Genomic DNA, 24,023 nt, shown 5'->3' on the forward strand with positions numbered 1-24,023 from the left:
TGGTCGGGTACCCGGCATGGCCGCGGCCCGTCTGTCGCGTCGACTGGATGCCGGGTTTCTGCTCTCCGGTCGCGGTCTCGTCGGGGCGGCGAGGCCCGGGCGACGGCTCCACGGTTGGCGGACCGAGAGCCGAGGAAAAAGGACCTTGAGGTCCATTCAGAATCCTGCTAACGTTCGCACCGGTAATCTGGTCAATATGGCGGAACAGGCGAGCGACGAAAACGGCTCCCGGTTGACTGAGCGCGGGCGGGCGACTCGAGAGCGCATATTGAGGGCCGCCGCCGACATGATGTACGTCAAGGGCGTGAATGCCACGACCCTCGATGACGTCAGGGCGGCCAGCGGCACGAGTAAATCCCAGCTCTACCGCCACTACCCCGACAAGGATGCGTTGGTGCGGGACGTTGTCGCGCTGCAGGCTGTAGAAGTGCTCGAACGCCAGCACCAGCTATTGCGGCGACTGAACTCCATCCGCGGGCTGGAGCGCTGGCGGGACGCGGTGATCGAAAACAATGCCCTCCGAAATGGAGCATATGGCTGCAGGCTCGGCTCCCTTGCAGGCGAACTGGCGGATCAGGACGAAGAGGCGCGCCAGGCGATCGCCCGGCACTTTGAGACCTGGGAAGGACTTCTCGAGGCCGGGCTCGCGCGGATGAAGGACTCGGGGGTCCTTCGCGCCGACGCGGACGCCGGAGCGCTCGCCACTGGCCTCATGGCCGCCCTTCAAGGCGGCTACCTCCTTGCCCAGACGGCCCGGGACGTCAAACCCATGAGGATCGCTCTCGACATGGCGATCGACCACGTCAAGGCCCATGCCGTTCCGCCCGAGGACGGCAAGTCGCTCGAAGGCGGCACCGCCGGGAGCTGATCCCCCCCGGACGAGGCGGCACGGCCAAGTCCCGGCGCGGTGCCACAGGCGGCTGCGTGGCCTTCCTGCCAGTTGGACTTCACCGTCCACCAGGCGGACGAGTTGACTGTCACAGTGGGACGACACGCTCGTCTGCAGGTTCCCCTGCCCGCGCGCGGCGCCTGACCCACCGAAATCCGGCGGCCCTGCGTACGGGCGGAGGCACTTTCCGCCGAGTTCTCCGCCCGACCGATAGGCGGGTCAGGACGTCCACTCACCGCCACACCTACCTTCCTCCATGCGGGAGGTCAGCGAGCGGTTCGGCGACGTCCACAGTCACGGCTGCGCAAGCGCGCACAGCCGCCCGCCGGATTCTCGGCGGTGTGTGCCGGCCGGTTGCGCCAAGTTGCTCGACCGCGGCCGGGATGTCGCCGTCGTGGCGTGCCAGCGGAGCGTCATGGCGGCCGCGCAACGCGAGGCACCAGTGCTTGGCCACACAAAAAGGGGACTATTTAGTCCTGAAAGTTGGGCCGGTTTGCGGTACGTTTGAGGAAAGCGGTCCGTTGCGGACAGCCAATCAAGCAAGCGTCACGAGGATCCGCAAGGCGGTGGGCACCATGGATGGGCGTGTCCGATTCTCCGTGCTCGGCCCAGTCAAGCTGCACAGGCAGGGGGGCGGGGCTGGAGCCGGTCAGCCGAGGCAGTGCGCCGTGCTCGCTTCGCTGTTGCTCAGGGCAGGCCGGCCTGTAAGCCTCTCGAAACTGGTGGAGGACGTGTGGGGCGATGAGGCCCCACCATCGGCCGTAGGCTCGGTGCGCACGTACGTCTACAGGCTCAGGCAGGCACTGGGAGAGCAGAGTGACAGTTCCGTGAGCCTGGTCGACGGGGGCTACCGGCTGCGCATGCAACCGGACGCTCTGGACCTGAACAGATTCAAGGAGACGACGGCAAGGGCGAGGGAAGCCCGCGGCTCCGGCGACCTGGCGTCCGCGGCGAGACTGCTGCGCGAGGGCCTCGACATGTGGAAAGGAGTGGCCCTCGCCGGGGTCCCGGGGCCGTTCGCGGAGCAGCAGCGCCATGTGCTCGGTGAACTGCGCCTGGCCTGTGCGGAGGAGCAGCTCACCTGTGAAGTCGAGAGAGGGCGCTACACCGAAGCCGCTGCAGAACTGTCTGCTCTGCTTGCCGAGCATCCGCTTCGGGAGCGCACATGCAGCCTCCTCATCACCGCGCTCTACGGTGCCGGGCGGCAGTCCGAGGCCCTGACGATCTATCACACGACCAGTCATCTGCTGCGTCAACGCCTTGGCGTCAGCCCGTCGCCCGAACTCCAGCACGTCCATGAGTGCATCCTCTCCGGACGACTCCGGCTCCCGCGCGGCGCCGACCGCCCGAAGGGCGCGCCACGCACGGCCCCGCCCCACGTTCCCGCTCAGCTCCCAGCCGCCCTGCCGAGCCTCGTCGGCCGCGAGAGAGAGCAGGAGCAGGTCGAGCGCTTGGTCGCCGATGCTGAGGCGACGTCCTCTGTGGCCATCTGCATGGTCGGTGGACTGGCCGGCGTCGGCAAGTCGGCTTTCGCCACCAGCGTCGCCCACCGCCTGGCTGACCGATTTCCGGACGGCCAGCTCTTTGCGGATCTGCAGGGAGCCGGACCGGAGGCCGAGCCGCGGGACCCCGTGCACGTGCTTGAGGACTTCCTGCAGTCCCTGGGGACTCGCTGCGAGGACATGCCGGAGACCGCGCAGGCACGAGGGCTCATGTTCCGCGGCTTGCTGGCCAACCGCCGAGTGCTCGTCGTGCTCGACAACGCATGGAACACGGACCAGCTAAGGCATCTCCTCCCCGGAGGCCCCGGCTCCATGGCCCTGGTCACCAGCCGCATGCAACTGCCCTCACTCGTCGCTGCCTACCAGGCGCTTCCGCTGACACTCATGCCCCTGAGCCAGACGGACGCACGCAGCCTCCTCGCACGCCGACTCGGTGCAGCAAGGACAGCAGCTGAACCAGAGGCCGTCGACCGCATCATCCGTCTGACCGGGCAGCTCCCCTTGGCCCTGGCCAATGTCGCCGCCCGTGCGGCTTATCGACCGCAGCTGCGCCTGGCAAGCGTGGCCGACGAGTACGAGGCGCCGCAGCGCAGCACTCTGGACGCCTTCGCCAGCGATGATGACCAGGCGCTCGACGTCCGCGAGTCCATCACCCGCTCCTACCGCCTCCTCGACTCGGAAGCAGCCGCACTCTTCCGCGCCCTGAGCGCCTGCCCAGCCCCCATGTTCGCGGCACAGCAGGTTGCGGAGCTGGCAGGACGGCCCGAGCACCAGGTCCGCCAGGTCCTGTCGCGCCTCACTCGAACCCACCTCGTGTCGGAGATCGGCCCAGGGCGATACAGCTGGAACCGGCTTGTGGCCGCCTACGCAGTGGAGCAGGCGGGGCAGGGGGTCCCCGACCAGGGCGAACCAGGCCGTTGGTAGAGCGAGTCGGGGCCGGCATCCATGGCGTTGCCATCGGCACCCTGTCCGGGACAGCGGAAGGATCGCGACGCCGCCGACGAGCTCGCCGGTCTCCGCCGGCTCGGGGGCGCAGCGTCCTGCCGGGAGCTCAAGGGTTGAACACTCGCTTGTCCACTGGCGGTGGATCGGCTCCATTGCTCCTTGCGGTCCTCTTGCCATCGTGTGACCACCGACGGACCACGATGGCATCGCCGTACACGGCCAGGGTCGCTGCGGCATCCGCCCGGCGACCATCGCAGCCTGCGGACGGCAGCGTTCCCCGCTCAGCACCCACACTGCCTTGACGGTGTGTGTGCCACAGACGGCGCGGCGGAGCAGGTGAGCGGCCTGCACTGCTGGGCAGAGAAGGCGGCGCCCCGCTGGACCCGGCCTCCGCGGTCGTCTTCCTTCCTCCTCGCGTCGGCCTTGAGTCGGACCGCCGGTGCCGTCCTCAGCGTCGACGGCGGGCTCATGGCAGACGGCAATTACCAACGCAGTTGCTCGTCGACTTGGGCCAGGGAACCTCTCACGAGGACTTCGCGCATCGGCTCAGCCAAGGGGCGCCGGAAGTCAATGCATCAGCCGAGCGTGACGGGCTGGCCCACACGATCGGCGCGTGCCCCGCGCCGCGCTCGAGCCCCTCGTCGCAATACGCCGGAAATTCCGTCCGTGAAAACTCGGATGCGCGCACGCCGAAGAAGGGCAGCGACTTCGCGTAGACGTCGTGTAGATGGTCTGGTGATTGGCTGGTCCGCACGAATTGGCCTGGGGATTGAGAACCATGCACTCTGCGGATGTTAGAAGAACGTGTCGCCCGGCTCCGGAGGGACATGCCGAAATCAGCGGCAACGCCCCGGCAGCAGGAGCCGCCTGGGACCGAGGGAAGCTCGACCCGGAGTCCGCCGCCTGGGTGGACGCGCTCGACGGCGGTCGTGGACCGCGGTACGAACAGGCCTGCACACAGCTGTACGAACTACTGGTGCGGATCGCCGTGGGTGAAGTGTTCCGCCGGGGTCCTCGTTACGGAATTGCCGGGCCCGAGCTGAGCGATCTCGCTCACCAGGCGGCCGCCGACGCGCTGATGAGGATCACGCGTAAGATCCAGGAATTTCGAGGTGACGCCAGGTTCACCACCTGGGCGTTCCGATTTGTGGTACTTGAAGTGTCCAGCAAACTCAGCCGCCATTTCTGGCGTGTTCCACATGCCCGGTTGGACCTGGGCGAAGGGATGCAAGTGCCCGACCGCTCCGGTAGCGACCCCGTCAGCCACTACCAGGCGCGAGAACTGGTCGAAGCCGCGTGCGACGCAGTGGAGACAGCACTGAGCGCCCGCCAGCGGCGGGTCTTCACCGCCGTCGTCAACGGAATCGCCCTCGACACGCTCGCCAGGGAGCTGGAGACGAACCGCAACGCGCTCTACAAGACGATGTTCGACGTCCGCAAGAAACTGCGAGCTCAGCTGATAGCCGGCGGACATCTCATCGCTTCGGGCTGACGCCACGGCGACACGAGCAGGCGTGGCCCTCCTCGGCGACATGAACGGCATCACCGACGACGGCCACCCCCTCACCTCCCGGCCCTACCTGGTCCAGACCGCCCCCTCCGGCCCGAAGATCCCAGCTCCGTCAGCTCACCAGCTGAGACCCACTGCGGCTGGGATGTGCGTTCAGTGCAGGGGCCCCGCGCGCGGTGCCCGGGGCGTGCGGCGGGGGGCCGATCCGGGACTGAGTTCGATCAGGCGAAGGACCCGGTAGCGGTGCGGGCGGAACGGCTCGTAGAACGCCTCGATCTCGCTGTCGTCCAAGTGACGGCCGAGCAGCGCGTCACCCGTCATCCGGCCTAGGTGGTAATCGCCGAGAGGGAGAGCGTCGGCGTCGCCGAGGGCGCGGTGGCCTACCTGGGCGGCGGTCCAAGGCCCGATGCCCGGTAGCTGTGTCAGGAGCGCGTACGCACGCTCAGGATCGCCCGCGGTCTGGTCGATGCGAGCGGCGTGGCGGGCGGCCTGGATCACCGTACGGGAGCGGTGCAAGTCAACGCCGGCCTGGCGCCACTCCCAGCTGGGAACGGACGCCAACGCTTTCGGGGTTGGTGGCACGCGCATGCCCTCCGGGGCGGGGCCGGGTGGTTCGCTGCCGTACGCCCGCACGAGGCGGGTGAAGGCGGCGCGGGCGTCCAGACCGACGACGCGCTGCTCGATGATCGCCGGGACCAGCGCTTCGAACAGCCGCCCGGTGCATGGCACACGCAGGCCGGGCATCCGGCGCAGCGCGCGCTGGAGAAAGGGGTGGCCGGGCCGGAACAGCTCGGGGTGATCCCCAGCGCCGAGTTCGGTCGGGATGGTCTCCACCAGTTCCCGGGCCCCGGGGCCCCAGGCGTCGATGGTCAGGTCGTCGAGCCGCCGTTGCCGGATGCGATAGGTGACCGGTCCTGTGGAAGTGAGCGCGGTGCGCCACAGGTTGCCATCGGGTGTGACGCGGTGGGTGGGATCGTGCCGGCCGCGGCACAGGGCGGCCAGCGTCAGTCGTGCGTCGACGGGGAAGCCGGGCTGCCAGTGGAGCGACTCGTCCGGTGGTTGGAGCATCTGGCTGCTTTCAGGAGGGCACTCTCTCGGGGGTCTTGCTCATCGGATCAAACAGGCGCAACCGCCATGCTGCGACCACGCCGAGGGCGGCCCGCAGCATGCACGGTGGGAGGCAGGGCACACCTGGGCCGTGTCGGGGTGCTGGTGGGCGTCGAGTCGTGTCGGCGCTGCCGGGAGGCGTTGCCGCGCTCATCCGAAGGAGATTCCCGTTCGACCGGCACTCGAGGCGGATCTGGCCGGCTGACACCGAGCGGGTGCGCGTGTGGGACGCCACGTCACCGCGGATCTGACGGTGAGCGTGATGATTACCCATCATGCCGGGTGTTCCCGGTCGGATCCGTGTGCGGGTCGTGTGCTGCGAGGACAGTGATCATGGTGGCAATGAGGGCGAGTGACCCGTACCCGAGGGCGATCTGCGGTAGCGAGAGGCTGTTGGACAGTTGCCCGGAGATGAAGCTGAGGAGGGCGGCGCCGACGTAGCAGAGGAGGTAGATCGCGCTGAAGATCGGTGCCCGGTCGGCGAGCGTGCTGCCGTACAGCAGGCCGCGGGTGGCGGCACTGATGGCGATGCCTTGCCCGGCGCCTGCCACGATGGTTGCGGTGATGAACAACGCCAGTGTGCCTACGTCGGTTGCTGCGACGATGCCGATCCATCCGGCCAGGAAGATGAGCATGCCGACGCGTTGAGCCGCCGCGGATGTGAACCCGCCGCCGAGGGGGGCACCGAGAACACTGGGGGCCATATAGGCGGCGAACACCAGACCGAGGATGAGCGAGCTGCGGGTATGGAGTTGTTCTTCGACGAGCGCAGGCATGAAGGCCTGGTAGAAAGCCCCGGTCGTCCAGGTAGCCACGAACACCGCGGTCGCGACGGGAAGCAGATGCCTGACCCGGGCCGGTACGCGAACCCGGGGCACCAGTGATCGCCAAGCGCCGGGCGTCGGCTTCGCGGTCTCGGGGCTGATGACGATGAGTACGGCGGACAGCACGAGGAGACCCGCGGAAACCAGGTAGACGAGGTGGCGTGGCCAAGGGCCGAACTGGACCAGAGCGCCTGAGGCGATCGCGCCGAGAGAGAGGCCGAGCATCGGTCCCTGGCTCGACGCGACAGAGGCCAACCAGGTCGGCCTGCTGGGCGCGGCGTCGACGATGTAGGAGGTAAGGCTGCTGCTGGCCAACCCCGTACCGACGCCCATCAGCAGCCGAGCGGCCAGCAGAATGCCGATGCCCCGCACGTTGAGCAGCAGCAGACAGCCCAGCACGAGCAGGCCGAGGCTGGCGATCGCGGTGAGCCGTCGGCCCAGATGATTGGACAGCCGTCCCAGCACCAACAGTGCGGCGATAGTGCCGACGGAGTTGGCGACGACGGCCAGCGCGATGTCGGCGTTGGTGAACCCGTCCTCGGCCCGATAGGTGTTGAACAGGGGAATCGGCGTGACCAACGCGGCGAACGAGGCCACCAGGGACACCACCGCAGATGAGAATGCCAGCCGGAGGGTTCTACTCCCACGAGCCACCGTCATCACTGGTGCTACGTCTTGCATCGATCCGCGCCTTTCCCTTGTCGCGTCGTCGTCCGTCTCCTTTGCGTCGATCCACGGCGCCGTCTTACCAACAACGTCCTGCTCCCGCCCGCTCCTCGTCGCCCTCACGGCGCAGCCGACCGCGCCTGCACCAACCGCCACCGACTGAGACCACTCCGCCGGGCTTGCAGCGATATCCACACCCACGAGCGCGTACCGGTGCTGGTGGCGCCAGCTATCCTGCGCTCGGCCGCCGGACTCGTACCCGTCGGTAGCAGGGTTCCCGTACCGGGCGCGGGCACGTGTCCACGACTTGGTCCACGGTGGGGGCGGACCTGACCGGCTGGCCGTATGGGCGGCGGCGGGCAGCGCTTGAGGCGCTGTTCACGGACCACGGCCTGGAGGCGCCGTTGACGCTGTGCCCCTCGACACCGACCCGCCTGTGGCGCGAGGGTGGCTGGAGTGGACGGCGGCCAGGGTGGAAGGCCTGTGCCTGAAGCGGCTGGATAAGCACTACGTCGAGGGCGCTCGATCGTGGCGGAAGTACAAGTGCGGGTCACCACCGAGGCCATGATCGGCGCCGTCACCGGCTGTCGGTGGTCGCGGCCTTCTTCTTCGCTCTCGCCCGCACCTGCGGCTGCCACCGCCGCTTCACCTCGCGCTCTATGCGCTCGCGCAGCTCTTGGCAGGGTCGCTTGAGCGTGCCGGCAACGTAGCGGACCGTCGCCTGGCCAAACGGTCGCCGCAAGTCCATCCAGGCCGTGGCCTCGCAGGTGACAGCGATGATCAGAACCTTCGCGTCGGATCCGGCACCGGTGCGCCAGTGGATCCCGGGATGCCGCCACGCTCCGCGGCCACGCGCAGGAACTCTAGGGAAGGGCGCTCATGCGCTCGGCTCGTTCCGCAGCGAGGACGCTTTCCAGTACGCCGGGAAACCGTTGCAGTGCCTCTTCTCTCAGGCGCACGTAGCAGCGTGTGCCCTCCATCCGTTGCCAAGCGAGTCCCGCCTCACGAAGCGTCTTCATGTGGTGGCTGAAAGTGGACTGAGCAATGCGAACGGTGAAGTCTGTGCGCACATGCTCGTTGCCGTCCGCGAGGACGCCCATGATGTGCAGGCGGACGGGATCACCCAGAGCCGAGAGCACCGCGGCGAGGGTGACCTCTTCGAGGTCGGGGTGGCGTACTTCCTTGGGCACGCACGATACTGTACATCGATAATCGACGATATTCGATAGCGTGCCTTTCATGGACGCCCGACTGTGCTGATGTTCGCCGGCCGGTCGTGTCCGAACGGCAGCCGTAGAGTAAGAGGAAGACTCATCATGGAACACCAGCACGCCCGACCCCTTCATGACCGCGTCGTCATTGTCACCGGAGCCGGTTCAGGGATCGGCCGGGCAACGGCGGTCGCGATGGCCGAGGCGGGGGCGCACGTCCTCGGTGTCGGACGGCGTCAGAAGGCCCTGGAGGAGACCGCCGCCGTGCACCCCGGCATCGCGACTCTCGCCACGGACGTGCGCTCGGAGCATGCCCCTGAGCTGATCATCAGTACAGCCATCGACCGGTGGAAGCAGCTTGACGTGCTCGTGAACAACGCCGGCGCCACCGCACGTGTCTCGTTGGACGAGGTGACCCGCTCGCGCATCACCGACCTGTTCGACCTCAACGTCACAGCACCCACCATGCTCGCCCAGGCAGCGCTGCCTCACCTGCGCCGCAGCAAGGGCTCGATCATCAACGTCTCCAGCACCTACGGCCATCGCCCCCACCCGGGCGGTGCCCACTACGGGGCCACCAAGGCCGCCCTGGAACAGCTGACGCGTACCTGGGCGGTCGAACTGGCCAAGGACGGGATCAGAGTGAATGCCGTCGCCCCCGGTCCGACCGAGAGTGAGGCTCTGTACGTCAGCGGGCTCACGGAGGAGGAGGTGATGAAGGTCAAGCAGGAGCAGGCATCCCGGATCCCTCTGGGGAGGAGGGGAGAACCGGAGGAAGTCGCGGCCTGGATCGTCCGCTTCGCAGATCCCACCGCAACCTGGCTGACGGGCCAGATCCTCACGATCGACGGAGGCCTCGAACTCGTCTGAATACGCCTTCCGTTGATCCGCCCGGGCATCACGCCCCAGCAATCACGCGACGGCTGCGGCGATCTCGTGATCCCACTCGGCTTCGAGCTGGCGTCTGGCCGCGTTCGACACGCGCACACGGAAGGTGTACCGGGCATGCCCGGTGTCCTTCGTGGTCGCCTCTGTCGTCATGCATCCGAACCCACCCGAGCCGACTGGCAGTTGAGAGCCCTCGATCATCGTGGGCGGCATCACCGCCGTGCGGAGTGGACGCCGGATCGCCCTGACGGCGATCCGGCTATCCCTGCCCTCCTCCGCAGGAGTCCGATTCCTCCCCGGCCAGGCCGGGGGCATCCTCGGAGGAACCCGGTGAAACACCTTGGCGAGCAAGCCCTCAGCGAGCCGGTGGACCACGCCCTGAACGCCCACGGCCAGCACCTTCATCACTGCCTCCCTCCGGGTATCGCGGGATCAGCCAGGTCTGTCGAGGGTAAGGCCGGTCTGTGAGGACGCCACCGAGGACGCTGTGACGGTATGGCAGCGCCTTGAGTCGTCGGTGCAGCAGCGCCTTCAGCTCGGTGAGGGTGCGGGTGGCCAGGGTGGCCGGATTCCACTTGATATGCCCTCTCCACAAGTCCCTTCACCGGATTCAGTCCGGGCGCGTAACGCCGAAGGAGGACCACCCGTCAGTCACTCTCGCTCGGCCAGCGGGGCCTTCATCGTCTTGGACAGGTGGGTGCTGCGTCGGTCCCACACTACGATCGGCGGGGCCTTCAGCGGATGGTGGGCGCCGTCCAGCAGGCGGATGCGGTGGATGTAGTCGCTCTCGCCGCGAGAGCGGCGCTCGCCCTTGCGGCCTGTCTGCCGGCGCAGCCGGCAGCACGGGCGGGCGACGGGCGGGCAGGCCCGGTTTGACGCAAAGCAGCCCGGCCGCCGACAGCCGGCTGCGGCCGGGCATCTTCACGGTCGGGGTGGTTGCCGGGTCAGCCCCAGGTTCGGCCCTTGAGCGGACGGCCGCTGGTACCCGATTCGTCCTCGAGGCAAATGAAGGCACCGGTCGCCGCCCGGGAGGGTCTCCTCCTGCCAGGCACCTCCCGCCATGCGGTGATTGCGGCCTCATCGCGTTCAACTGCGGGCCGGGCGGGCGTCTGCACGCTGTGGGCCACGCGGTGCAACAAGCCGCGTGGCGCCGGAGACGCTGTATGAGAGGTGGAGCTTCCGGCCGATCAGCGGCGTACAAGGAGCAAGCCGAATCGTCGGTGCCGTCCCTGCAAGCCGGGATTCGACCTGGTTCCCTGGCCGTTCCCGGTGCACGTACGTCGTCGGACCTCTCCGCGTGTGTGTGAGCCGGGGCAGCTCGCACAAGCCGCCCCGGCTGATTCCGTCAGCACCTTCACGACGGTGGAAGCTTCGGCAGCCTCCATTCCCGCCGGTTGCGTCGTCGAGGTCAGCTGCCGACGGGGTACCGGCTGGTGATCGCGACGCGGTTGAAGGCGTTCATCACGGTTGCCAGCCAGGCGACTGCGGAGATCTGGTCCGCGGTGAGTGTGGCCGCGGCGGTGGCGTAGTCCTCGTCGCTGACGTGGCCGTCCGGCACGCGGGTGATCGCCTCGGTCAGGCGGAGGGCGGCGCGGTCGGTGTCGGAGAAGTAACCGGTCTCCTCCCATGCGGGCAGCACCGCGATCCGGTCGGGGTTCTCGCCCTTCTTGAGGGCGTCGCGGGTGTGCATGCGCAGGCAGAACGCGCACCCGTTGATCTGGGAGGTGCGGATCCTCAACAGCTCGACCAGGAGCGGGTCGAGGCCCGCTGCTGCGGCGGCCTTGTCCACCTCCGACGACAGGGCGATGAGGGTCTTGTAGGCGGCCGGGTGCTGCTCGCCGATGTTGACGCGCTGGGGGTCGGTCATGGTTCCTTTGTTTCTTTCGTGTGGTTCGCGCCGTGGCTTTCGGCACGTCGTGGCGGTGGATGGGGCGTGCTCTGGCAGGGGCGGACCTCGTGGAGAGAGCTGCCGCCCCGCTGTATCCCCCGGGGTTACGACTTCGGGTCGTCGACCTTGAGCTTGGCTCCGGTGTCGGAGACGAAGACGACCAGGAGCTTGGCCGGCTTTGTCCGGCTGGTGTTCTCGGTGAGGACGTGGTGGGCGCCCGGCTGCTCGATCCAGTTCTCGCCCTGGTGGTAGGTGTTCACGGGCTTGCCGGCGAGCTGGCTGCGCACGGTGCCTTCGAGGACGTAGGCGTAGACGAAGGCCTGGCCGTGCCGGTGCGGCACCGCGCGTGCGCCGGGCGGGAAGGCGACGATCGCCGAGGTGAACGTCTTGCCCTTCACATTCGGAAGGACCTGCTGGAGCAGCGGTGTGAAGGTTTCGGCGGGGCGCGTTGATGCCGCAACCGTCGTCTGCGCTTTGGCATGGGTGGGCTGGTCGGCGGCCGAGCAGGCCGTGGCCCCGGTCAGCATGGTCGCAGCCAGGAGGCCGGCGGCGATTCGCAGTCTGATCATGGTCGGTCTCCTGTTCAGTCTTCCGTGACGCGGATGATCGTCTTGCCCGGGGTGCGCGTGCCGGGGGCGAAGGCGGAGGGTGCTTCGGCGAGCGGGCGCACGGCGCCCACGACCGGCTTGAGCCGGCCGTCCCTCAGCCGCGCGGCGAGGTCGGTGAGCCGGGCGCGGTCGGGTTCGACGACGAAGAAGACGGCCCGCCCGTCCTTGGGCCGGACCTTGGGCGGCATCACGATGGTGACCAGCGTGCCCCCCGGGCGGACCAGCGCGGCCGAGCGGTCGAGGATGTCGCCGCCGATGACGTCGAACACGACGTCGGCCTCGCCGGCGTCCTCCAGCCGCTCGTTGTCCAGGTCGATGAAGGTGTCGACGCCGAGTTCGAGTGCCCTGTCCCGGTCGGAGGCCCGCCCGGTGCCGATGACGCGGGCGCCCACCTCGCGGGCGAGCTGCACCGCGATCGAGCCGACGCCGCCCGCGGCGCCATGGATCAGGACGGTCTGGCCCGTGGTGAGGCGGCCGTGGTCGAACAGGCCCTGCCAGGCGGTCAGCCCCGAGATCGGCAGCGCGGCGGCCACGGCGTGGTCGATACCGGCCGGGAGCGGGGCGAGGTTGCGGGCCTCCACCGCGACGTACTCGGCGAGCGTGCCGTTACGGGCCCAGTCGGCCAGGCCGAACACCCGCTGTCCGACACTCAGGCCGGTGGTGCCGTATCCCAGCTCAGCGACCACGCCGGACAGCTCGTGCCCCGGCACGCTCGGCGTCCGGTCGCGGCCGGCACGGTCGGTCCACGTGGCGGGCCAGTCCAGCTCCCCACGGGTGAACCCGGCCGCGTGCACCCGCACGATGACGTCGTTCTCGGCCGCATGAGGGTAGGGCATGTCCGTCAGCGACATGCCGGCGAGACCGGCACCACGGTCTCGCACAGTGATGGCTTGCATAGGGGTCCTTACTGGGAGGGGCGATCCGAGCGCACAGCCCGCTCACACGAGAGCTCATGGCGGCGGCAGGTGGATGCATGCCTCGCTGCATGATCGATCTCATCTGCCTCGTGTTCCTTCGTCGCCCGTTGTGCGTCCTCATCAGGGAGACGAGGCAGGCCCTCCGGTTGTGACGGCTCAGACGCGCGCGAGTTTGTCGGGGTTTATGACCCTGCGGTATGCGGTGATCAGACCGTTCGTGATCTGGACCGTGTCGACGGAGTAGACCCGGCCTTCCCGGTGGAACACGAGGGAGAGCTCGCCGCCGACCTCGGCGAAGTCGATGCGGTCCGGACGCCACTGGCGTCCCGTACGCACCATGACCTCGGCGACGCGCTCGCCGCCGTGGATGAGCTTGCGCGCCGCGGAGACCTTGCCGCCGCCGTCGGTGACGTAGACGGCGTCCGGGTGCAGGAGCCTGACCAGGCCGGCCAGGTCCCCGGCCTCGTAGGCGGCGCGGAAGACCGCGAGGACGTGTTCGCGCTCCGCCTTCGACGCCTGCGGCGTGGACTGCTTCGCTTTGGCCACCCGCCGTCGTGCCCGTGAGGCGAGCTGCCGGGCGCTCGGCCCGGAGACATCCAGCACGTCGGCGATGCGGTCGAACCCAAGACCGAAGACGTCGTGCAGGACGAAGGCCACCCGCTCCGGCGGGCTCAGCTCTTCCATGATCAGGAGCATCGCGGAACTGACCGACTCGTCGACGAGTACCGGCTGCGACGCGTCCGGCCCTGTCAGCAGCGGCTCCGGCAGCCACGGTCCGACATAGGTCTCGCGGCGGAAACGGGCGCTCTTGAGGATGTCGTACGACCGTCGCGCGGCCACCGTCACCAGCCAGGCCCGCAGATCACCGATGTCCTGCAGGTCCGCTCCGGCCGCCCGCAGCCAGACGTCCTGGGTCACATCCTCGGCATCGGCCACACTTCCCAGCAGCCGGTAGGCCACACCGAACACCGCGGGCCGGTGCCTGTCCCATTCGGCGCCGAGCGGGTCGTCCTGCTCAGACCGTCCGGGCCCGTACCCGTCACCCATACGGATCGCAACCTCCTCCAGCTTGCGGAGCCAGCGTAGTGAGTCGACCTCAGGAGCCCGCTCTGACACGGCGGCCGTAGGTCGTGATCAAGCTGCTTCGGGGATGGTGTCGGAGTACGGCGGGCTTCTGGTGGGGCCGCCATCCATGGGGCGATCCCACCCCGAAGCCACTCGCTGCGGCCCGCTCAGCAGCGGGTCCGTTCGCTATGAGACTCGCCTTCCCGGGCAGTCCGCATCGGGTCTCCGGTCGGCCTGTGAGCGCGCGATCGTCCGGCGTGGAGGGCCGCAGCCAAAGACAGCGCCCCGACAAAGCCGACGTACAGGTAGCCCGTGGCCGCCAGCCCCCATGAGGGTGCCGCGAGCCCGGCCGCGAGGGACGGAAGACTCAACGCCGCATAGCTGATCACATAGACGGCCGAGAAGACCTCCGAGCGCGACTTCGCGGTGGTGACCGCGCTGATGGCGCGGAGGCTGCCGTTGAAGGTCAGGCCGACGCCGAGCCCTGCGACGACTGCTCCGGCCACGTAGATGGCCGGCGACGCAACAGCGATGGCCACCGCCAGTCCCAACGCACCCAGAGTCAGGAGAACCGCCCCCAGCAAGGTGGCGCGCCGTGCCGTATGCCGAACGGACCAGAACCCGCCCACGCTGTTGGCCAGGAACAGCGCCGCGATGCTGAGCCCGCCCGCGGCGCCGAACCGCACATGCAGCACGTTCCTCACCAGGGACGGAGTGAGCGACAGGAACAGACCCGTAACGGCCCACCCTGCGACGAGGGCGGGAACGGAGGCGAGGAACGCCGGCCGGGCCTCCCGAGGAACCCGGACTCTCGGTCGCAGCGACGCCAGCCGGAACACTCGCGGGGCGAGTGTCTCAGGGATCCTGAGGACGACCACGGCCAGCACGACGAAGGTCAGCGTAAGGACCGGAAAGACATACGCATCGGGGCGTGAAGTCGACTGAACCAGCAACCCCACGACTCCGGCACCGGTGGCCATGCCGATACTCGTGCCCACCGCCGTCATCGTCGACCCGAGATGCGGGCGCCGCTCGGGTGAGAGGTCGACCAGTCCGGCGGCGAGACCGCCCGTGGCCGTCCCCGTGGCGATGCCCTGTACGACCCGGGCGATCAGGAGGGAGACGATACCGTCGGCCGTCCAGAACATCGCCGTGCTGGCCGCCGCCACCACAAGGGCGGCGGCCAGCACGGGGCGGCGCCCCAGGTGGTCGCTGAGCGATCCGACGGTCAGCAACGCGCCCAGCAGACCGACGACGTACACCGCGAAGACCACCGTCAGCATCGTGACGGACAGACCCCAGCGCTCCCGGTACAGCGGGTAGATCGGTGACGGTGCGCTTGCCGTGGCCATCATCACCACAGTGGCCCAGACCAGCACGGCGAAGGCCGCACGTCGCCCGAGACGACGCCTGTCGCGAGAGCGACTCCCACGTGTCATCACGCTGCCTTTGTGGCGTCCTGATCAGCTCGGCCAGGGAGCGCCCATCATGCGCTCGACCGTGGTGATGCGACGGAAGCCGGGAACGAAGTGCTCCAGCACATCGGAATTCACGGTTCCGTTCGTGGTCTCCGGGCGGTGCTTGAGTCCGTCGACGTAGGCCTGCATGAACTCGTTCTTGAAGTCGCCCCGCGGATGGGCGGCGACGACCTCGTCCACCTGACTGCGATCCAGCTCGTCCAGACCGAAGCCGAGCACGTCGGTCAGTACCCCGAAATTCGTGACGGCGATCTCCGGGCCCATCCGCCCGGGAATTCCCGGAGTCGTGTGCAGCGCGATCGCCGCCCACACCACGTCGGCGGCCGCGGCCGGGAACCCACGGTCGAGCATGAACTTACGTGCGTGATCAGCCCCATCGACCTCGAAGCGCTGCTCCACGTGGGAAAACGGCGTCAAGAGGCCGGTGTCGTGGAACATGGCGGAGAGGTACAGAAGCTCGGGGTCCGGTTCCAGGCCGAGCCGGTGGGCATGAATGGCGCCGAAGACGAAAACGCGCCGGGAGTGATGGTAGATGAGGGGGCTGGTCATCTCCTGTATGACGCGGGTCGCTTCGGCGACCGCCGCCGTTTCAGGAATCTCCACGCCCGCGATTGTCTCGCTCATGTTCTCTGTGCTTTCCGCTGTCAGTGTGCTTCGACTGGACGGTGCGTCCGTCTTCCACCCTGCGACCAACAGCCGTCCGGCGCCGCCTCGGTCCGGCCATGAATCACCCGGATCCGGACAGGCGGGCAGCGGGGGTGGGTGCTCCGCTACGCATCGGGTCGCGATCCTCGTCCATGACGGGTGAAGCTCCTCGACGCCGCCGTCCCCGCGGAGATGTTCACGAAGCGAACCGGCTCGGTGCCGACACAAGCTCGGTGCTGAGGCCACGGAGCCTGCCCCCGGTGCGTTCCTGGTGGCCGGCGCAGACCTCCGCCCGCGCGCACCTGTCCCCCGTGTTCCGGTGGAGGCCGCGCGAACGCCGGCAGTCCGGGCCGACCCGGCCGCGCCCCGATCCGCGGCGGCGGTCTTGGCCTGGTTGCCCTCGGCCATATGCCGGACCAGGCGCTCACGGGCGGCCCGGGACCGGACGAGAAGCGCACGAAGCGGCTGCTGGTTCATAAAGGTGGGTGCGAACTTCGCCAGATCGTAGATGGCGCGCACCTGCTCGTCCGTCACGAGTTCGTCCGTGAAGACGTTCGCGGTGCGGGCGTCGCGGAAGAGAATGCTTTGGGCCACTGCGTCGATGGCGAGAGACATAGATACCTTCGAGTCGAGAGACGTAAGGCCGCCGGCCAATTGCCGGCTCGCAACCGCAGGGACCGCCGTCACGGATGGGCCGACGACATGAGGGAAGCCGGCGGCCCGCCGGGGTCTGCCCTATTTCGCGACTCTACGAGGATTGCCATCGGCATCCATCGCTGGAATCGGTTATTCAGCCCGAGGTCGTCAGCGGCTGGACCCGCCCACTTCCCCGGTGCTGCCGGCGGGCGTGCGGATCCCCAGGGACGGATCGTCCGACACCTCGGCCCGCTCCCGCATCCCCCAGATGAGTGATATCCGTCGCGACCCCCCGAGTCCCGGGCGTCGGCGCCTGTCGCGCGAACACGGTATTTCGACGCTGCTCCTCGTTATCGCTCGCGGAATCCATTGACGCCCGTCTTCCACGTGCCGACGCTTTCCCCCACAACCAGATGAGCGGCCGGAACCGAGGACATTCTCATGAAGACATTCGTGCATCGGGGACAGATCACCAAGGTGGTGTTCGGCAGCGGCACACGCAGCCGTGTCCCTGAAGAGGTCGATGCTCTCGGAAGCCGCCGGGTGCTCGTCCTGTGCACACCTGCTCAGGTGGAACTCGCAGCGCAGACAAGCGACCAGCTCGGTGCCGCGGCAGCAGGCACCTTCGGCGAAGCGGTCCCGCACACCCCCGTCGAGGTCACGGAGAAAGCCGTCGCGTACGCCGGATCCGTGGGAGCGGACTCCGTGCTGGCCATCGGCGGTGGCTCCGCCATCTGCCTGGGCAAGGCGATCGCGGCACGGACCGGTCTTCCCCAGCTGGCGCTGCCCACCACCTATGCCGGCGCGGAGATGACACCGATCCTCGGAGAGACCGAAGGCCGCAGGAAGACGACCCGGCGGCTGCCGCAAGTGCTGCTCAAGACGGTGGTGTACGACGTCGATCTGACGCTCACACTCCCCCTGACGGTATCGATGGTCAGCGGCGTCAACGCGATGGCACACGCCGTGGAGGCCCTGTACGCACAGGACCGGGACCCGGTCTCCTTCCTGATGGCAGGAGAGGCGCTCGATGCCCTCGCCCGCTCCCTTCCGGTCATCGCACAATGCCCGGACGACAGTGAGGCGCGGTCGGATGCGTTGTACGGGGCCTGGCTGGCCGGCACGTGCCTCGGCACGGTGGGCATGGCCCTGCATCACAAGGTGTGCCACGTGCTGGGCGGCACATTCGGGCTTCCGCACGCCGAAACCCATGCAGTCGTCCTGCCGCACGTCGTCGCCTACAACGGGCCGGCCGCCCCCGAAGCCATGGCGCGCATCGTGCAGGCGCTGGCAGGGGACGACGCCGCGGGCGGCCTCTTCGACTTCACCGGACGGCTCGGCGTCCCCAGAGCGCTGCGGGACCTCGGCCTGGCGGAGTCGGGGATCGAGCAGGCGACCGAACTCATCGTGCGGGACGGGTACTGGAATCCGCGCCCAGTGGACCGGACCGCTGTCCGCACCCTTCTGACCCGCGCCTGGGCCGGGGAACCGCCCTGGACGCCATCCGGCAGCGAACACCGCCAGCCCCACTCCGCCATCCCACACTCCATCGCCACAGGAGCGCGCCATGCGTGATCTGACCAGCGACACCATCACCGAAGCCGTGATCTCGACCATGCGGGGCACCAAGGACTCCCGCCTCGCGGAGGTCCTTGAATCACTGGTGCGGCACCTCCACGCCTTCGTCCGCGATGTCGAACTGACCGAGGACGAGTGGGCCCGGGGGGTCGACTTCCTGACGCGCACCGGGCACATGTGCACGCCGGCGCGTCAGGAATTCATCCTGCTGTCCGACGTGCTGGGCATCACCATGCTGGTCGACGCCCTGAGCAATCGACGCCCCGCCAAAGCCACACAGAACAGCGTCCTGGGCCCCTTCTTCAGGGAGGACCGGCCGCAGCACGCCGACGCCGCCGACATCTCCGGAGGCCTGCCGGGCACCCCGCTGTTCTTCGAGGGGCGCGTCGTGGACCGTGACGGCGCGCCGGTGACCGGCGCGGCGGTGGATGTCTGGCACAGCGACGCGGAGGGCCACTACGACGTGGACGTGCCCGGCCGAGTCGACCCGGCCATGCGCGCGCTGTTCCGGACCGACGACACGGGACACTTCCGATTCCGTTCCATTCGCCCGTCCAGCTACCCGATACCCGGTGACGGCCCCGTCGGCGAACTCATGCGCGCGACCGGCAGATCGCTCATGCGTCCCGCCCACGTGCACCTGCTGATCGAGGCCCCCGGATTCCAGCGCGTCACCACCATGCTGTTCCCTTCGGACGACCCGTACCTCGATGCGGATCCGGTGTTCGGGGTCAAGGAGTCGCTGATCGAGTCCTACACCGCGTACGCGGCCGACGCGGGTCCCTGCAGCGGGCGGACCGACGTGCCGTACACCCTGCTGCGCCGCACCTTCGTCCTGGAACTCCTCCCCGCGGACTGAGCGTCGCGGCCGCCGCATCGGTTACCTGAGCGCCATGAAGAAGCTCGAGGTGCCTTGTGCCCGGCGCAGCGCGACCGTCCACCACACGCGCGACGACCTCGCGTACGTCTAAGGGCGGCCACCCCGCCTTCTCTCCGTCCTCGACGGACGTGCCCGCCGACGCACCTACCAGGACGGTGTGTTCATCCAGCGTCCCGCGCCACAGGCCGACGCTGTTCGCGATTTTCACGGAGGTCCTCCGATGACTGAAGTCCTTGACATGACAGCCTATTTCCGAGCCACGATGAGCCGGCTCGCCACGGGTGTCAGCGTGATCACCACCTGTTCGGGAACGACGCCCATCGGCATGACGGCGAGCGCCGTGTCCGCCCTGTCCCTGGATCCGCTGCAACTGATCGTGTGCATCGACAACCGCCTGTACACCAGAACCGCGATCGCGGAGCACGGCCGCTTCGCCGTCAATGTCCTCGGCGAGGGCAGCGAACCCCTGGCGCGGAACTTCGCCGTCTCCAAACCGGACAAGTTCGCGGGCGTGGAGACCCTCGACGACCACGGTGTGCCGTTGTTGAAGGACGCCATCGCGGCTGTCGTGTGCGACGTCGCCGAGGCACTCCCGGGCGGTGACCACACCATCTTCGTGGGTGACGTCCGCCATTGCGCGCACCGCGTGGACGGCCGGCCGCTGCTGTACTTCGCGGGAGGTTTCGGCGCGCTCAGGGCCCAGCACTAGGGCGTCCCGGAAAGTCCCGCCGTACGCCCGAAGGGCCGGCCTCGCGGCATCAGGTGCGCCCGCGGCGAGAGTGCGTCACGGCCTCGCGAGGCAGGCGGGACTTTCGCGCATACGCCCTTGTCCGGCGGCAGCGGCCCAAACAGGCCGTTGCGGGCTCCCGACCGGCCCGTCACCGCCCCCGAGGTCCGGCTCTTGCGAGGGAGCCATCGCCGGCGGGGGCTCCGGCCCGTCCTGACGACTCCACGGAAGGTGCCATGACCAGCTCCGTGCCGACCTTCAAGCTTCATCCTCCGGCCCAGCCCCCGCATCTGCTGACACGTCCACGTCTGCTGCGCCGGCTCGACGCGGCGACCGAGCCCGTGATGGTGGTCTCCGCGCCGGCCGGTGCCGGAAAGACGGTGCTCCTGACCGAGTGGTCACAAGGCCTGGCGGCTCGCGGCGGGTGCGCCTGGGTCAGCCTGGACACGTTCGACAACGCCCCGGGCCGGCTCTGGGCCGGCATCCTCTGGGCGTTGCACCACGCACGACCGGAACTGCCCGCCCGCCTCGACAGCGATGAGTGGACGCTCGGCACACGGCCGGAGGAGGTCCTGCCAGGTCTGTTGACCGGGCTGGGCGGTGAGGGTCCGCTCACGCTGATCCTCGACGGACTGGAATGCATCACGGACAACGACGCGGTCCGCAGCCTGGCGGACTTCCTGACCAGGGTCCCTCAGGGGCTGCGCGTCGTTGTGTCCACCCGGCACCTTCCCGGAAGGCCCCTTCCTGCCCTGCGCGCCCGGGGCCTGGTCGCCGAACTCGACCAGCACGACCTGGCCTTCACCCCTGAGGAAGCACAGGCAGTGCTCACCGATCTGCTCGGGTCCGCACCGACCGCGGACGCTTCGGACGCGCTGTACGAGGCCACCGAGGGGTGGGCGGCGGGGCTGTGCATCATGGGGCGCACCCTCGCACGCTCGGCGAACGAGGCTGACGCGGCAGGGAACCTGGCCCGTGGCAGGCAGGCGGTCACCGAGTATCTGGCGACCGAGGTGCTCTGCCGGCTCACCACCGAACAGCGCGAATTCCTCCTGCGCACCACTGTGCTCGACGAGCTGAGTGCCGGTCCGTGCCAGGCCCTCGCCGGGGACCGGGCGGGTGTACTGCTGCGCGAACTCGCACGGACCGTGCAACTGCTCGTGCCCGTGGCCGCCGGCCCGCCGGCGTACCGACGTCACCCGGCACTGTCCGCGCTGCTGTCCGACGTCCTCACGTCCGAACGGCCGGACACCGTCGTGTCCCTGCACCAGGCGGCGGCTCGGTGGTACTCCCGGCAGGGGAAGACGACCGCTGCCGTACGGCACTGGGTACTGGGCGGCGACGAGTCCGCGGCCGTCGCGGCGGTCCTCGACGGCTGGGAGCGGGCGATCTCGGCAGGCCGTCACGTGGAGGTATCGCATTGGCTGGACCTCTTGCCGCCCCGCGCCGTCGCCGCCGACGCAAGGCTGTGCGTCGTGGCGGCGATGGCTGCTCTCGCGTCGGGCGCCCCGGAAACGGCCCGGCGCTGGCTGGACGTCGCCCAGCTCAGACAGAGCGGGCCGGAGACAGTCGGCGAGGCCAGCACGGTGTCCGATGCGGCAGCCGTCGCGCAGGCGGTGGCCTGCTGTCTCCAGGGGGACGTCCTGACCGCCGACCATCTCGCCGAATCCGCCGTTGCCGGCACCATGCCGTTGACCTTCTGGCGCGCCCTGGCCTGTACGACCCGCGGTACGGCTCTGCTGTGGTCCTGCCGGTACGAGGAGGCGCAGGCGCTGCTCGGCGAGGCGGCCCGTGACGCACATGCCGCCGGGCACACCCTGGCGCTCGTCCGTGCGCTGGGCCTGTGGGCAGTGTGCGCGCTCCTGGCCGGACGGCACGAGCCGGCGCGGATCCTCAGCGACGAGGCTCTCGACACGGCCGCGACCGCCGGGCTGGGCGGGCACTTCGTCGCCGTGCCCGCCTACATCGGGCGCGCCGGGCTGCTTCTGGAATACAGAGAGGTCGACGAGGCCGAACGGGTTCTGGCCGGCGCGGAAGCGGCGCTCGCGGAATTGCCCCGGACCGGGAGCGAACCCCACCTGCGCGCCTTGTGCCACTTCACGCGGTCGCGGCTGGAGAGCGCCCGGCACGACACGAACGCGGCGCGAGAGGCCCGCGAGGCGGCCGAGCGCGCGGTGGCCCGGTGCGAGTCGCCAGGGCTCCTGACGGACCTGCTCCGCCGAGCGGGCAAGGACACGGGCGTGAGGCCTTCCGCGCCTGTCCGCCAGGACCTGTCCCCGGGGGAGCGCCGGGTGCTCCGCGCCCTGTGCGGTCCGCTGACGCTGCGTGAGATCGCCGCCGAGCTGTATGTGTCCCACAACACCGTCAAGACACAGGTGCGGGCGATCTTCCGCAAGCTCGACGCGCACGACAGGAGCGGAGCGGTCGCCAGGGCCCGGGAGTGCGGCGTGCTCTGACCCGGGCCCCGGCATGCGGCTAGGAGGCGTCCTGGCGTCGTGCGTAGCTCGCCTGAGCCTTGTACGCGGTGTCCGCCTCGTCGCTCGCGCCCTCGATGCCGCATACCTTGCGCGCGAGGTCTGCGACGGGGCCGCTCGGGGAGAGTTCCGCACGCTTCATGGTGAGAGTGCGGATGGCCAGCAGCGGCGTGCCGTTGAAGTTCTCGAAGGTGCTGATGCGGTCGCCCCAGTCGGACAGGAACAGATCGCGGATCACGCGGCTGATCTTCAGCCTGTCGTGCGGCCTTCCGACCGGTCCGGTCTGCAGTGCCTCCAGCCAGGGCCGCAGTTCGGGTCGCTGCCACTGGCCCTCGGTCGGGAAGATGAGCGAGGCGCGTCCGGCCAGGTCGATCACCTCGTTGACCATGCCGGCGATGTTCTCGAGGTAATAGGCCCGCCCGAAGTCGAACATCAGAACGTTCGGCTTGTAGAGGCCGCCGGGTGTCGTGAACCCCTCGTCCTCCGAAGCGATCACATGAGCCTTGAGCGTCTGGTGGAAGCCTGCGAAGCGGGCGATCCGGGTCTGGACCGGCGGCAGTTGGTAGGTGCCGATGTGCTCGGTGATCAGCAGGGTCAGACCGAGCATCAGCTCGGCGCGCACCATCTGGCGCACCAGCGCCTGGTAGTGCAGCCAGTCGAAGACGCGCTGCGGGTACAGCGACGCGTGCTGGGGGTTACCGATGTGGAAGACGCGGTTCCAGGGGATGAACACGTCCTCGAACACGATGACGCTGTCCAGCTCGTCACCCTGGGAGGCCAGCGGGTGCTCGACCTCCTCCCCGTCCCGGACGTTGCTCTCCCGGCAGATGATGGTGACACCCGGGGCGTTGGGCTTCACCGCCCCGAAGACGATCTGTTCCGGCAGAATGCCGGGGCGGTAGAAAACACCGATGTGGATCCAGTCCCCGAAGGCGGCGCCGGTGCCGATCGCCTTCACGCCCCGCACGGTGATGCCCTCCTCCGAGGTGCTCACCACGCGCAGGGCCGGGGACTCGGCCTGTGCCGACTCGCGTGAGCGGTCCGTCTGCGGGTCGACGAACGCCGGCGTCGTGTTGAGGTCGCCCTCCCGCACCAGGTCCCAGAAGTCGATGATCCCCTCGGTCAGGTCCCTTCCGTCGGTGCCGACGGACTGGCTGCTCCAGGGCTCCGGGTCGTCGACGTAGGTGAGCAGGACGTAGTTGTTGACGTCCGGGGTGCGCGGGGTCGCCCCGCCGCCGAGTTCCCGCAGCACCGTCTCCATGTAGCGGCGCTTGCGCTTCAGGTCGTCCTTGGTCCGGTGCCGGAACCACGTCATGGACCGCCTGACGCCGTCTTCGTCCACGAACGTCATGACGTCCTGGAGGTCAGGCCGGTGGTGCAGGTCGTAGAAGTCCGCGAGCCTGCGGGCGTACGCCCGGGTCCTGGGGTGGGTGGCCACGTTGTCGACGAGTTCGTCACCCACCCACACCGTGCGGCCGTCGTTCAGTGCCGCCAGGTATTCCTTGCCTGTACGCACGTCGTGCTCCTCTCAGGGGCAAGAGTTCTGGGCGGTTCGGAGCATGCGTCGCGGTCGGGTGAGAGGACG

The 24,023-nt window shown here is 68.9% G+C and carries 19 protein-coding genes and 2 pseudogenes; 8 read left to right on the top strand and 13 right to left on the bottom strand.

Going from position 1 to position 24,023, the window contains the following annotated elements; translation table 11 throughout:
- The first annotated feature begins 196 nt into the window (after nt 1-196).
- From ACGFZN_RS31325 to ACGFZN_RS31335, 3 genes are all read left to right on the top strand, one after another.
- Complete coding sequence (locus ACGFZN_RS31325) at nt 197-868, top strand: TetR/AcrR family transcriptional regulator (RefSeq protein WP_393861816.1); 672 nt, start codon at nt 197-199, stop codon at nt 866-868.
- 596 nt (nt 869-1,464) lie between these two features.
- Nucleotides 1,465-3,315: a BTAD domain-containing putative transcriptional regulator gene (locus tag ACGFZN_RS31330; RefSeq protein WP_393861934.1), complete on the top strand. Its 1,851-nt coding sequence runs from the start codon at nt 1,465-1,467 to the stop codon at nt 3,313-3,315.
- 928 nt (nt 3,316-4,243) lie between these two features.
- A complete protein-coding gene (locus ACGFZN_RS31335; RefSeq protein WP_393861817.1) occupies nt 4,244-4,828 on the top strand; it encodes a sigma-70 family RNA polymerase sigma factor in 585 nt (194 codons plus the stop codon).
- A 171-nt stretch (nt 4,829-4,999) separates the two neighbouring features.
- Here ACGFZN_RS31335 and ACGFZN_RS31340 read toward each other — a convergent pair whose 3' ends face one another.
- From ACGFZN_RS31340 to ACGFZN_RS31355, 4 genes and pseudogenes are all read right to left on the bottom strand, one after another.
- Nucleotides 5,000-5,914 carry a DNA-3-methyladenine glycosylase family protein gene (locus ACGFZN_RS31340; RefSeq protein WP_393861818.1) on the bottom strand — a complete coding sequence of 305 codons (915 nt, stop codon included), beginning with the start codon at nt 5,912-5,914 and terminating at the stop codon, nt 5,000-5,002.
- A 305-nt stretch (nt 5,915-6,219) separates the two neighbouring features.
- The gene (locus ACGFZN_RS31345) at nt 6,220-7,386 is read right to left on the bottom strand and encodes an MFS transporter (protein ID WP_393861819.1); all 1,167 of its coding nucleotides are present in this window, start codon (nt 7,384-7,386) and stop codon (nt 6,220-6,222) included.
- 646 nt (nt 7,387-8,032) lie between these two features.
- Nucleotides 8,033-8,167 (bottom strand): annotated as a pseudogene (locus ACGFZN_RS31350) (XRE family transcriptional regulator); the annotation flags it as partial.
- Between the two features lie 139 nt (nt 8,168-8,306).
- On the bottom strand, nt 8,307-8,633 hold the full coding sequence (locus ACGFZN_RS31355) for an ArsR/SmtB family transcription factor (RefSeq protein WP_393861820.1): 327 nt from the start codon (nt 8,631-8,633) through the stop codon (nt 8,307-8,309).
- A gap of 69 nt (nt 8,634-8,702) precedes the next feature.
- Between ACGFZN_RS31355 and ACGFZN_RS31360 the strand changes: the two genes are divergently transcribed.
- A complete protein-coding gene (locus ACGFZN_RS31360; protein WP_393861935.1) occupies nt 8,703-9,524 on the top strand; it encodes an SDR family NAD(P)-dependent oxidoreductase in 822 nt (273 codons plus the stop codon).
- A 42-nt stretch (nt 9,525-9,566) separates the two neighbouring features.
- Here the strand turns inward: ACGFZN_RS31360 and ACGFZN_RS31365 are convergent, their stop codons facing one another.
- The 8 genes and pseudogenes from ACGFZN_RS31365 to ACGFZN_RS31400 form a co-directional block, all read right to left on the bottom strand.
- On the bottom strand, nt 9,567-9,947 hold the full coding sequence (locus tag ACGFZN_RS31365) for a hypothetical protein (RefSeq protein ID WP_393861821.1): 381 nt from the start codon (nt 9,945-9,947) through the stop codon (nt 9,567-9,569).
- A gap of 1,003 nt (nt 9,948-10,950) precedes the next feature.
- Nucleotides 10,951-11,409 (bottom strand): carboxymuconolactone decarboxylase family protein, encoded by a 459-nt coding sequence (locus ACGFZN_RS31370; RefSeq protein ID WP_393861822.1) that lies wholly within the window; start codon nt 11,407-11,409, stop codon nt 10,951-10,953.
- Nucleotides 11,410-11,534: 125 nt separating this feature from the next.
- Nucleotides 11,535-11,999 (bottom strand): cupin domain-containing protein, encoded by a 465-nt coding sequence (locus ACGFZN_RS31375; protein ID WP_393861823.1) that lies wholly within the window; start codon nt 11,997-11,999, stop codon nt 11,535-11,537.
- A gap of 14 nt (nt 12,000-12,013) precedes the next feature.
- Complete coding sequence (locus tag ACGFZN_RS31380) at nt 12,014-12,934, bottom strand: NADP-dependent oxidoreductase (protein ID WP_393861824.1); 921 nt, start codon at nt 12,932-12,934, stop codon at nt 12,014-12,016.
- A gap of 177 nt (nt 12,935-13,111) precedes the next feature.
- Nucleotides 13,112-14,002 (bottom strand): RNA polymerase sigma factor SigJ, encoded by an 891-nt coding sequence (sigJ, locus tag ACGFZN_RS31385; protein WP_393861825.1) that lies wholly within the window; start codon nt 14,000-14,002, stop codon nt 13,112-13,114.
- Between the two features lie 185 nt (nt 14,003-14,187).
- On the bottom strand, nt 14,188-15,399 hold the full coding sequence (locus ACGFZN_RS31390; protein WP_393861826.1) for an MFS transporter: 1,212 nt from the start codon (nt 15,397-15,399) through the stop codon (nt 14,188-14,190).
- Nucleotides 15,400-15,483: 84 nt separating this feature from the next.
- The gene (locus ACGFZN_RS31395; RefSeq protein ID WP_393861936.1) at nt 15,484-16,122 is read right to left on the bottom strand and encodes an HD domain-containing protein; all 639 of its coding nucleotides are present in this window, start codon (nt 16,120-16,122) and stop codon (nt 15,484-15,486) included.
- A 369-nt stretch (nt 16,123-16,491) separates the two neighbouring features.
- Nucleotides 16,492-16,758 (bottom strand): annotated as a pseudogene (locus ACGFZN_RS31400) (nitroreductase family protein); the annotation flags it as partial.
- Nucleotides 16,759-17,259: 501 nt separating this feature from the next.
- On the opposite strand from ACGFZN_RS31400, the gene ACGFZN_RS31405 reads away from it, so the two are divergent.
- From ACGFZN_RS31405 to ACGFZN_RS31420, 4 genes are all read left to right on the top strand, one after another.
- Entirely contained in the window at nt 17,260-18,354 is a 1,095-nt protein-coding gene (locus ACGFZN_RS31405; protein WP_393861827.1) for a maleylacetate reductase, read from the top strand.
- The gene (locus ACGFZN_RS31410) at nt 18,347-19,216 is read left to right on the top strand and encodes a dioxygenase (protein ID WP_393861828.1); all 870 of its coding nucleotides are present in this window, start codon (nt 18,347-18,349) and stop codon (nt 19,214-19,216) included. Before ACGFZN_RS31405 ends, ACGFZN_RS31410 begins: the two co-directional genes overlap by 8 nt.
- Nucleotides 19,217-19,475: 259 nt before the next feature.
- A complete protein-coding gene (locus ACGFZN_RS31415) occupies nt 19,476-19,946 on the top strand; it encodes a flavin reductase family protein (protein WP_393861829.1) in 471 nt (156 codons plus the stop codon).
- A 254-nt stretch (nt 19,947-20,200) separates the two neighbouring features.
- Nucleotides 20,201-22,420, top strand: coding sequence for a LuxR C-terminal-related transcriptional regulator (locus tag ACGFZN_RS31420; protein WP_393861830.1), 2,220 nt, complete (start codon nt 20,201-20,203; stop codon nt 22,418-22,420).
- 19 nt (nt 22,421-22,439) lie between these two features.
- On the opposite strand, the gene ACGFZN_RS31425 is transcribed toward ACGFZN_RS31420, so the two are convergent.
- A complete protein-coding gene (locus ACGFZN_RS31425) occupies nt 22,440-23,954 on the bottom strand; it encodes a 4-hydroxyphenylacetate 3-hydroxylase family protein (protein WP_393861831.1) in 1,515 nt (504 codons plus the stop codon).
- Nucleotides 23,955-24,023: the final 69 nt, after the last annotated feature.

Origin of the sequence: Streptomyces sp. NPDC048192 (assembly GCF_043202415.1) — a bacterium.
GTDB lineage: Bacteria > Actinomycetota > Actinomycetes > Streptomycetales > Streptomycetaceae > Streptomyces.

Coding starts and splice junctions, on each gene's coding strand:
- ACGFZN_RS31325 (WP_393861816.1), top strand. CDS start 197: ATGGCGGAACAGGCGAGCGACGAAAACGGCTCCCGGTTGACTGAGCGC.
- ACGFZN_RS31330 (WP_393861934.1), top strand. CDS start 1,465: ATGGATGGGCGTGTCCGATTCTCCGTGCTCGGCCCAGTCAAGCTGCAC.
- ACGFZN_RS31340 (WP_393861818.1), bottom strand. CDS start 5,914: ATGCTCCAACCACCGGACGAGTCGCTCCACTGGCAGCCCGGCTTCCCC.
- ACGFZN_RS31360 (WP_393861935.1), top strand. CDS start 8,703: ATGTTCGCCGGCCGGTCGTGTCCGAACGGCAGCCGTAGAGTAAGAGGA.
- ACGFZN_RS31365 (WP_393861821.1), bottom strand. CDS start 9,947: ATGAAGGTGCTGGCCGTGGGCGTTCAGGGCGTGGTCCACCGGCTCGCT.
- ACGFZN_RS31370 (WP_393861822.1), bottom strand. CDS start 11,409: ATGACCGACCCCCAGCGCGTCAACATCGGCGAGCAGCACCCGGCCGCC.
- ACGFZN_RS31375 (WP_393861823.1), bottom strand. CDS start 11,999: ATGATCAGACTGCGAATCGCCGCCGGCCTCCTGGCTGCGACCATGCTG.
- ACGFZN_RS31380 (WP_393861824.1), bottom strand. CDS start 12,934: ATGCAAGCCATCACTGTGCGAGACCGTGGTGCCGGTCTCGCCGGCATG.
- sigJ (WP_393861825.1), bottom strand. CDS start 14,002: ATGGGTGACGGGTACGGGCCCGGACGGTCTGAGCAGGACGACCCGCTC.
- ACGFZN_RS31395 (WP_393861936.1), bottom strand. CDS start 16,122: ATGAGCGAGACAATCGCGGGCGTGGAGATTCCTGAAACGGCGGCGGTC.
- ACGFZN_RS31410 (WP_393861828.1), top strand. CDS start 18,347: ATGCGTGATCTGACCAGCGACACCATCACCGAAGCCGTGATCTCGACC.
- ACGFZN_RS31415 (WP_393861829.1), top strand. CDS start 19,476: ATGACAGCCTATTTCCGAGCCACGATGAGCCGGCTCGCCACGGGTGTC.
- ACGFZN_RS31420 (WP_393861830.1), top strand. CDS start 20,201: ATGACCAGCTCCGTGCCGACCTTCAAGCTTCATCCTCCGGCCCAGCCC.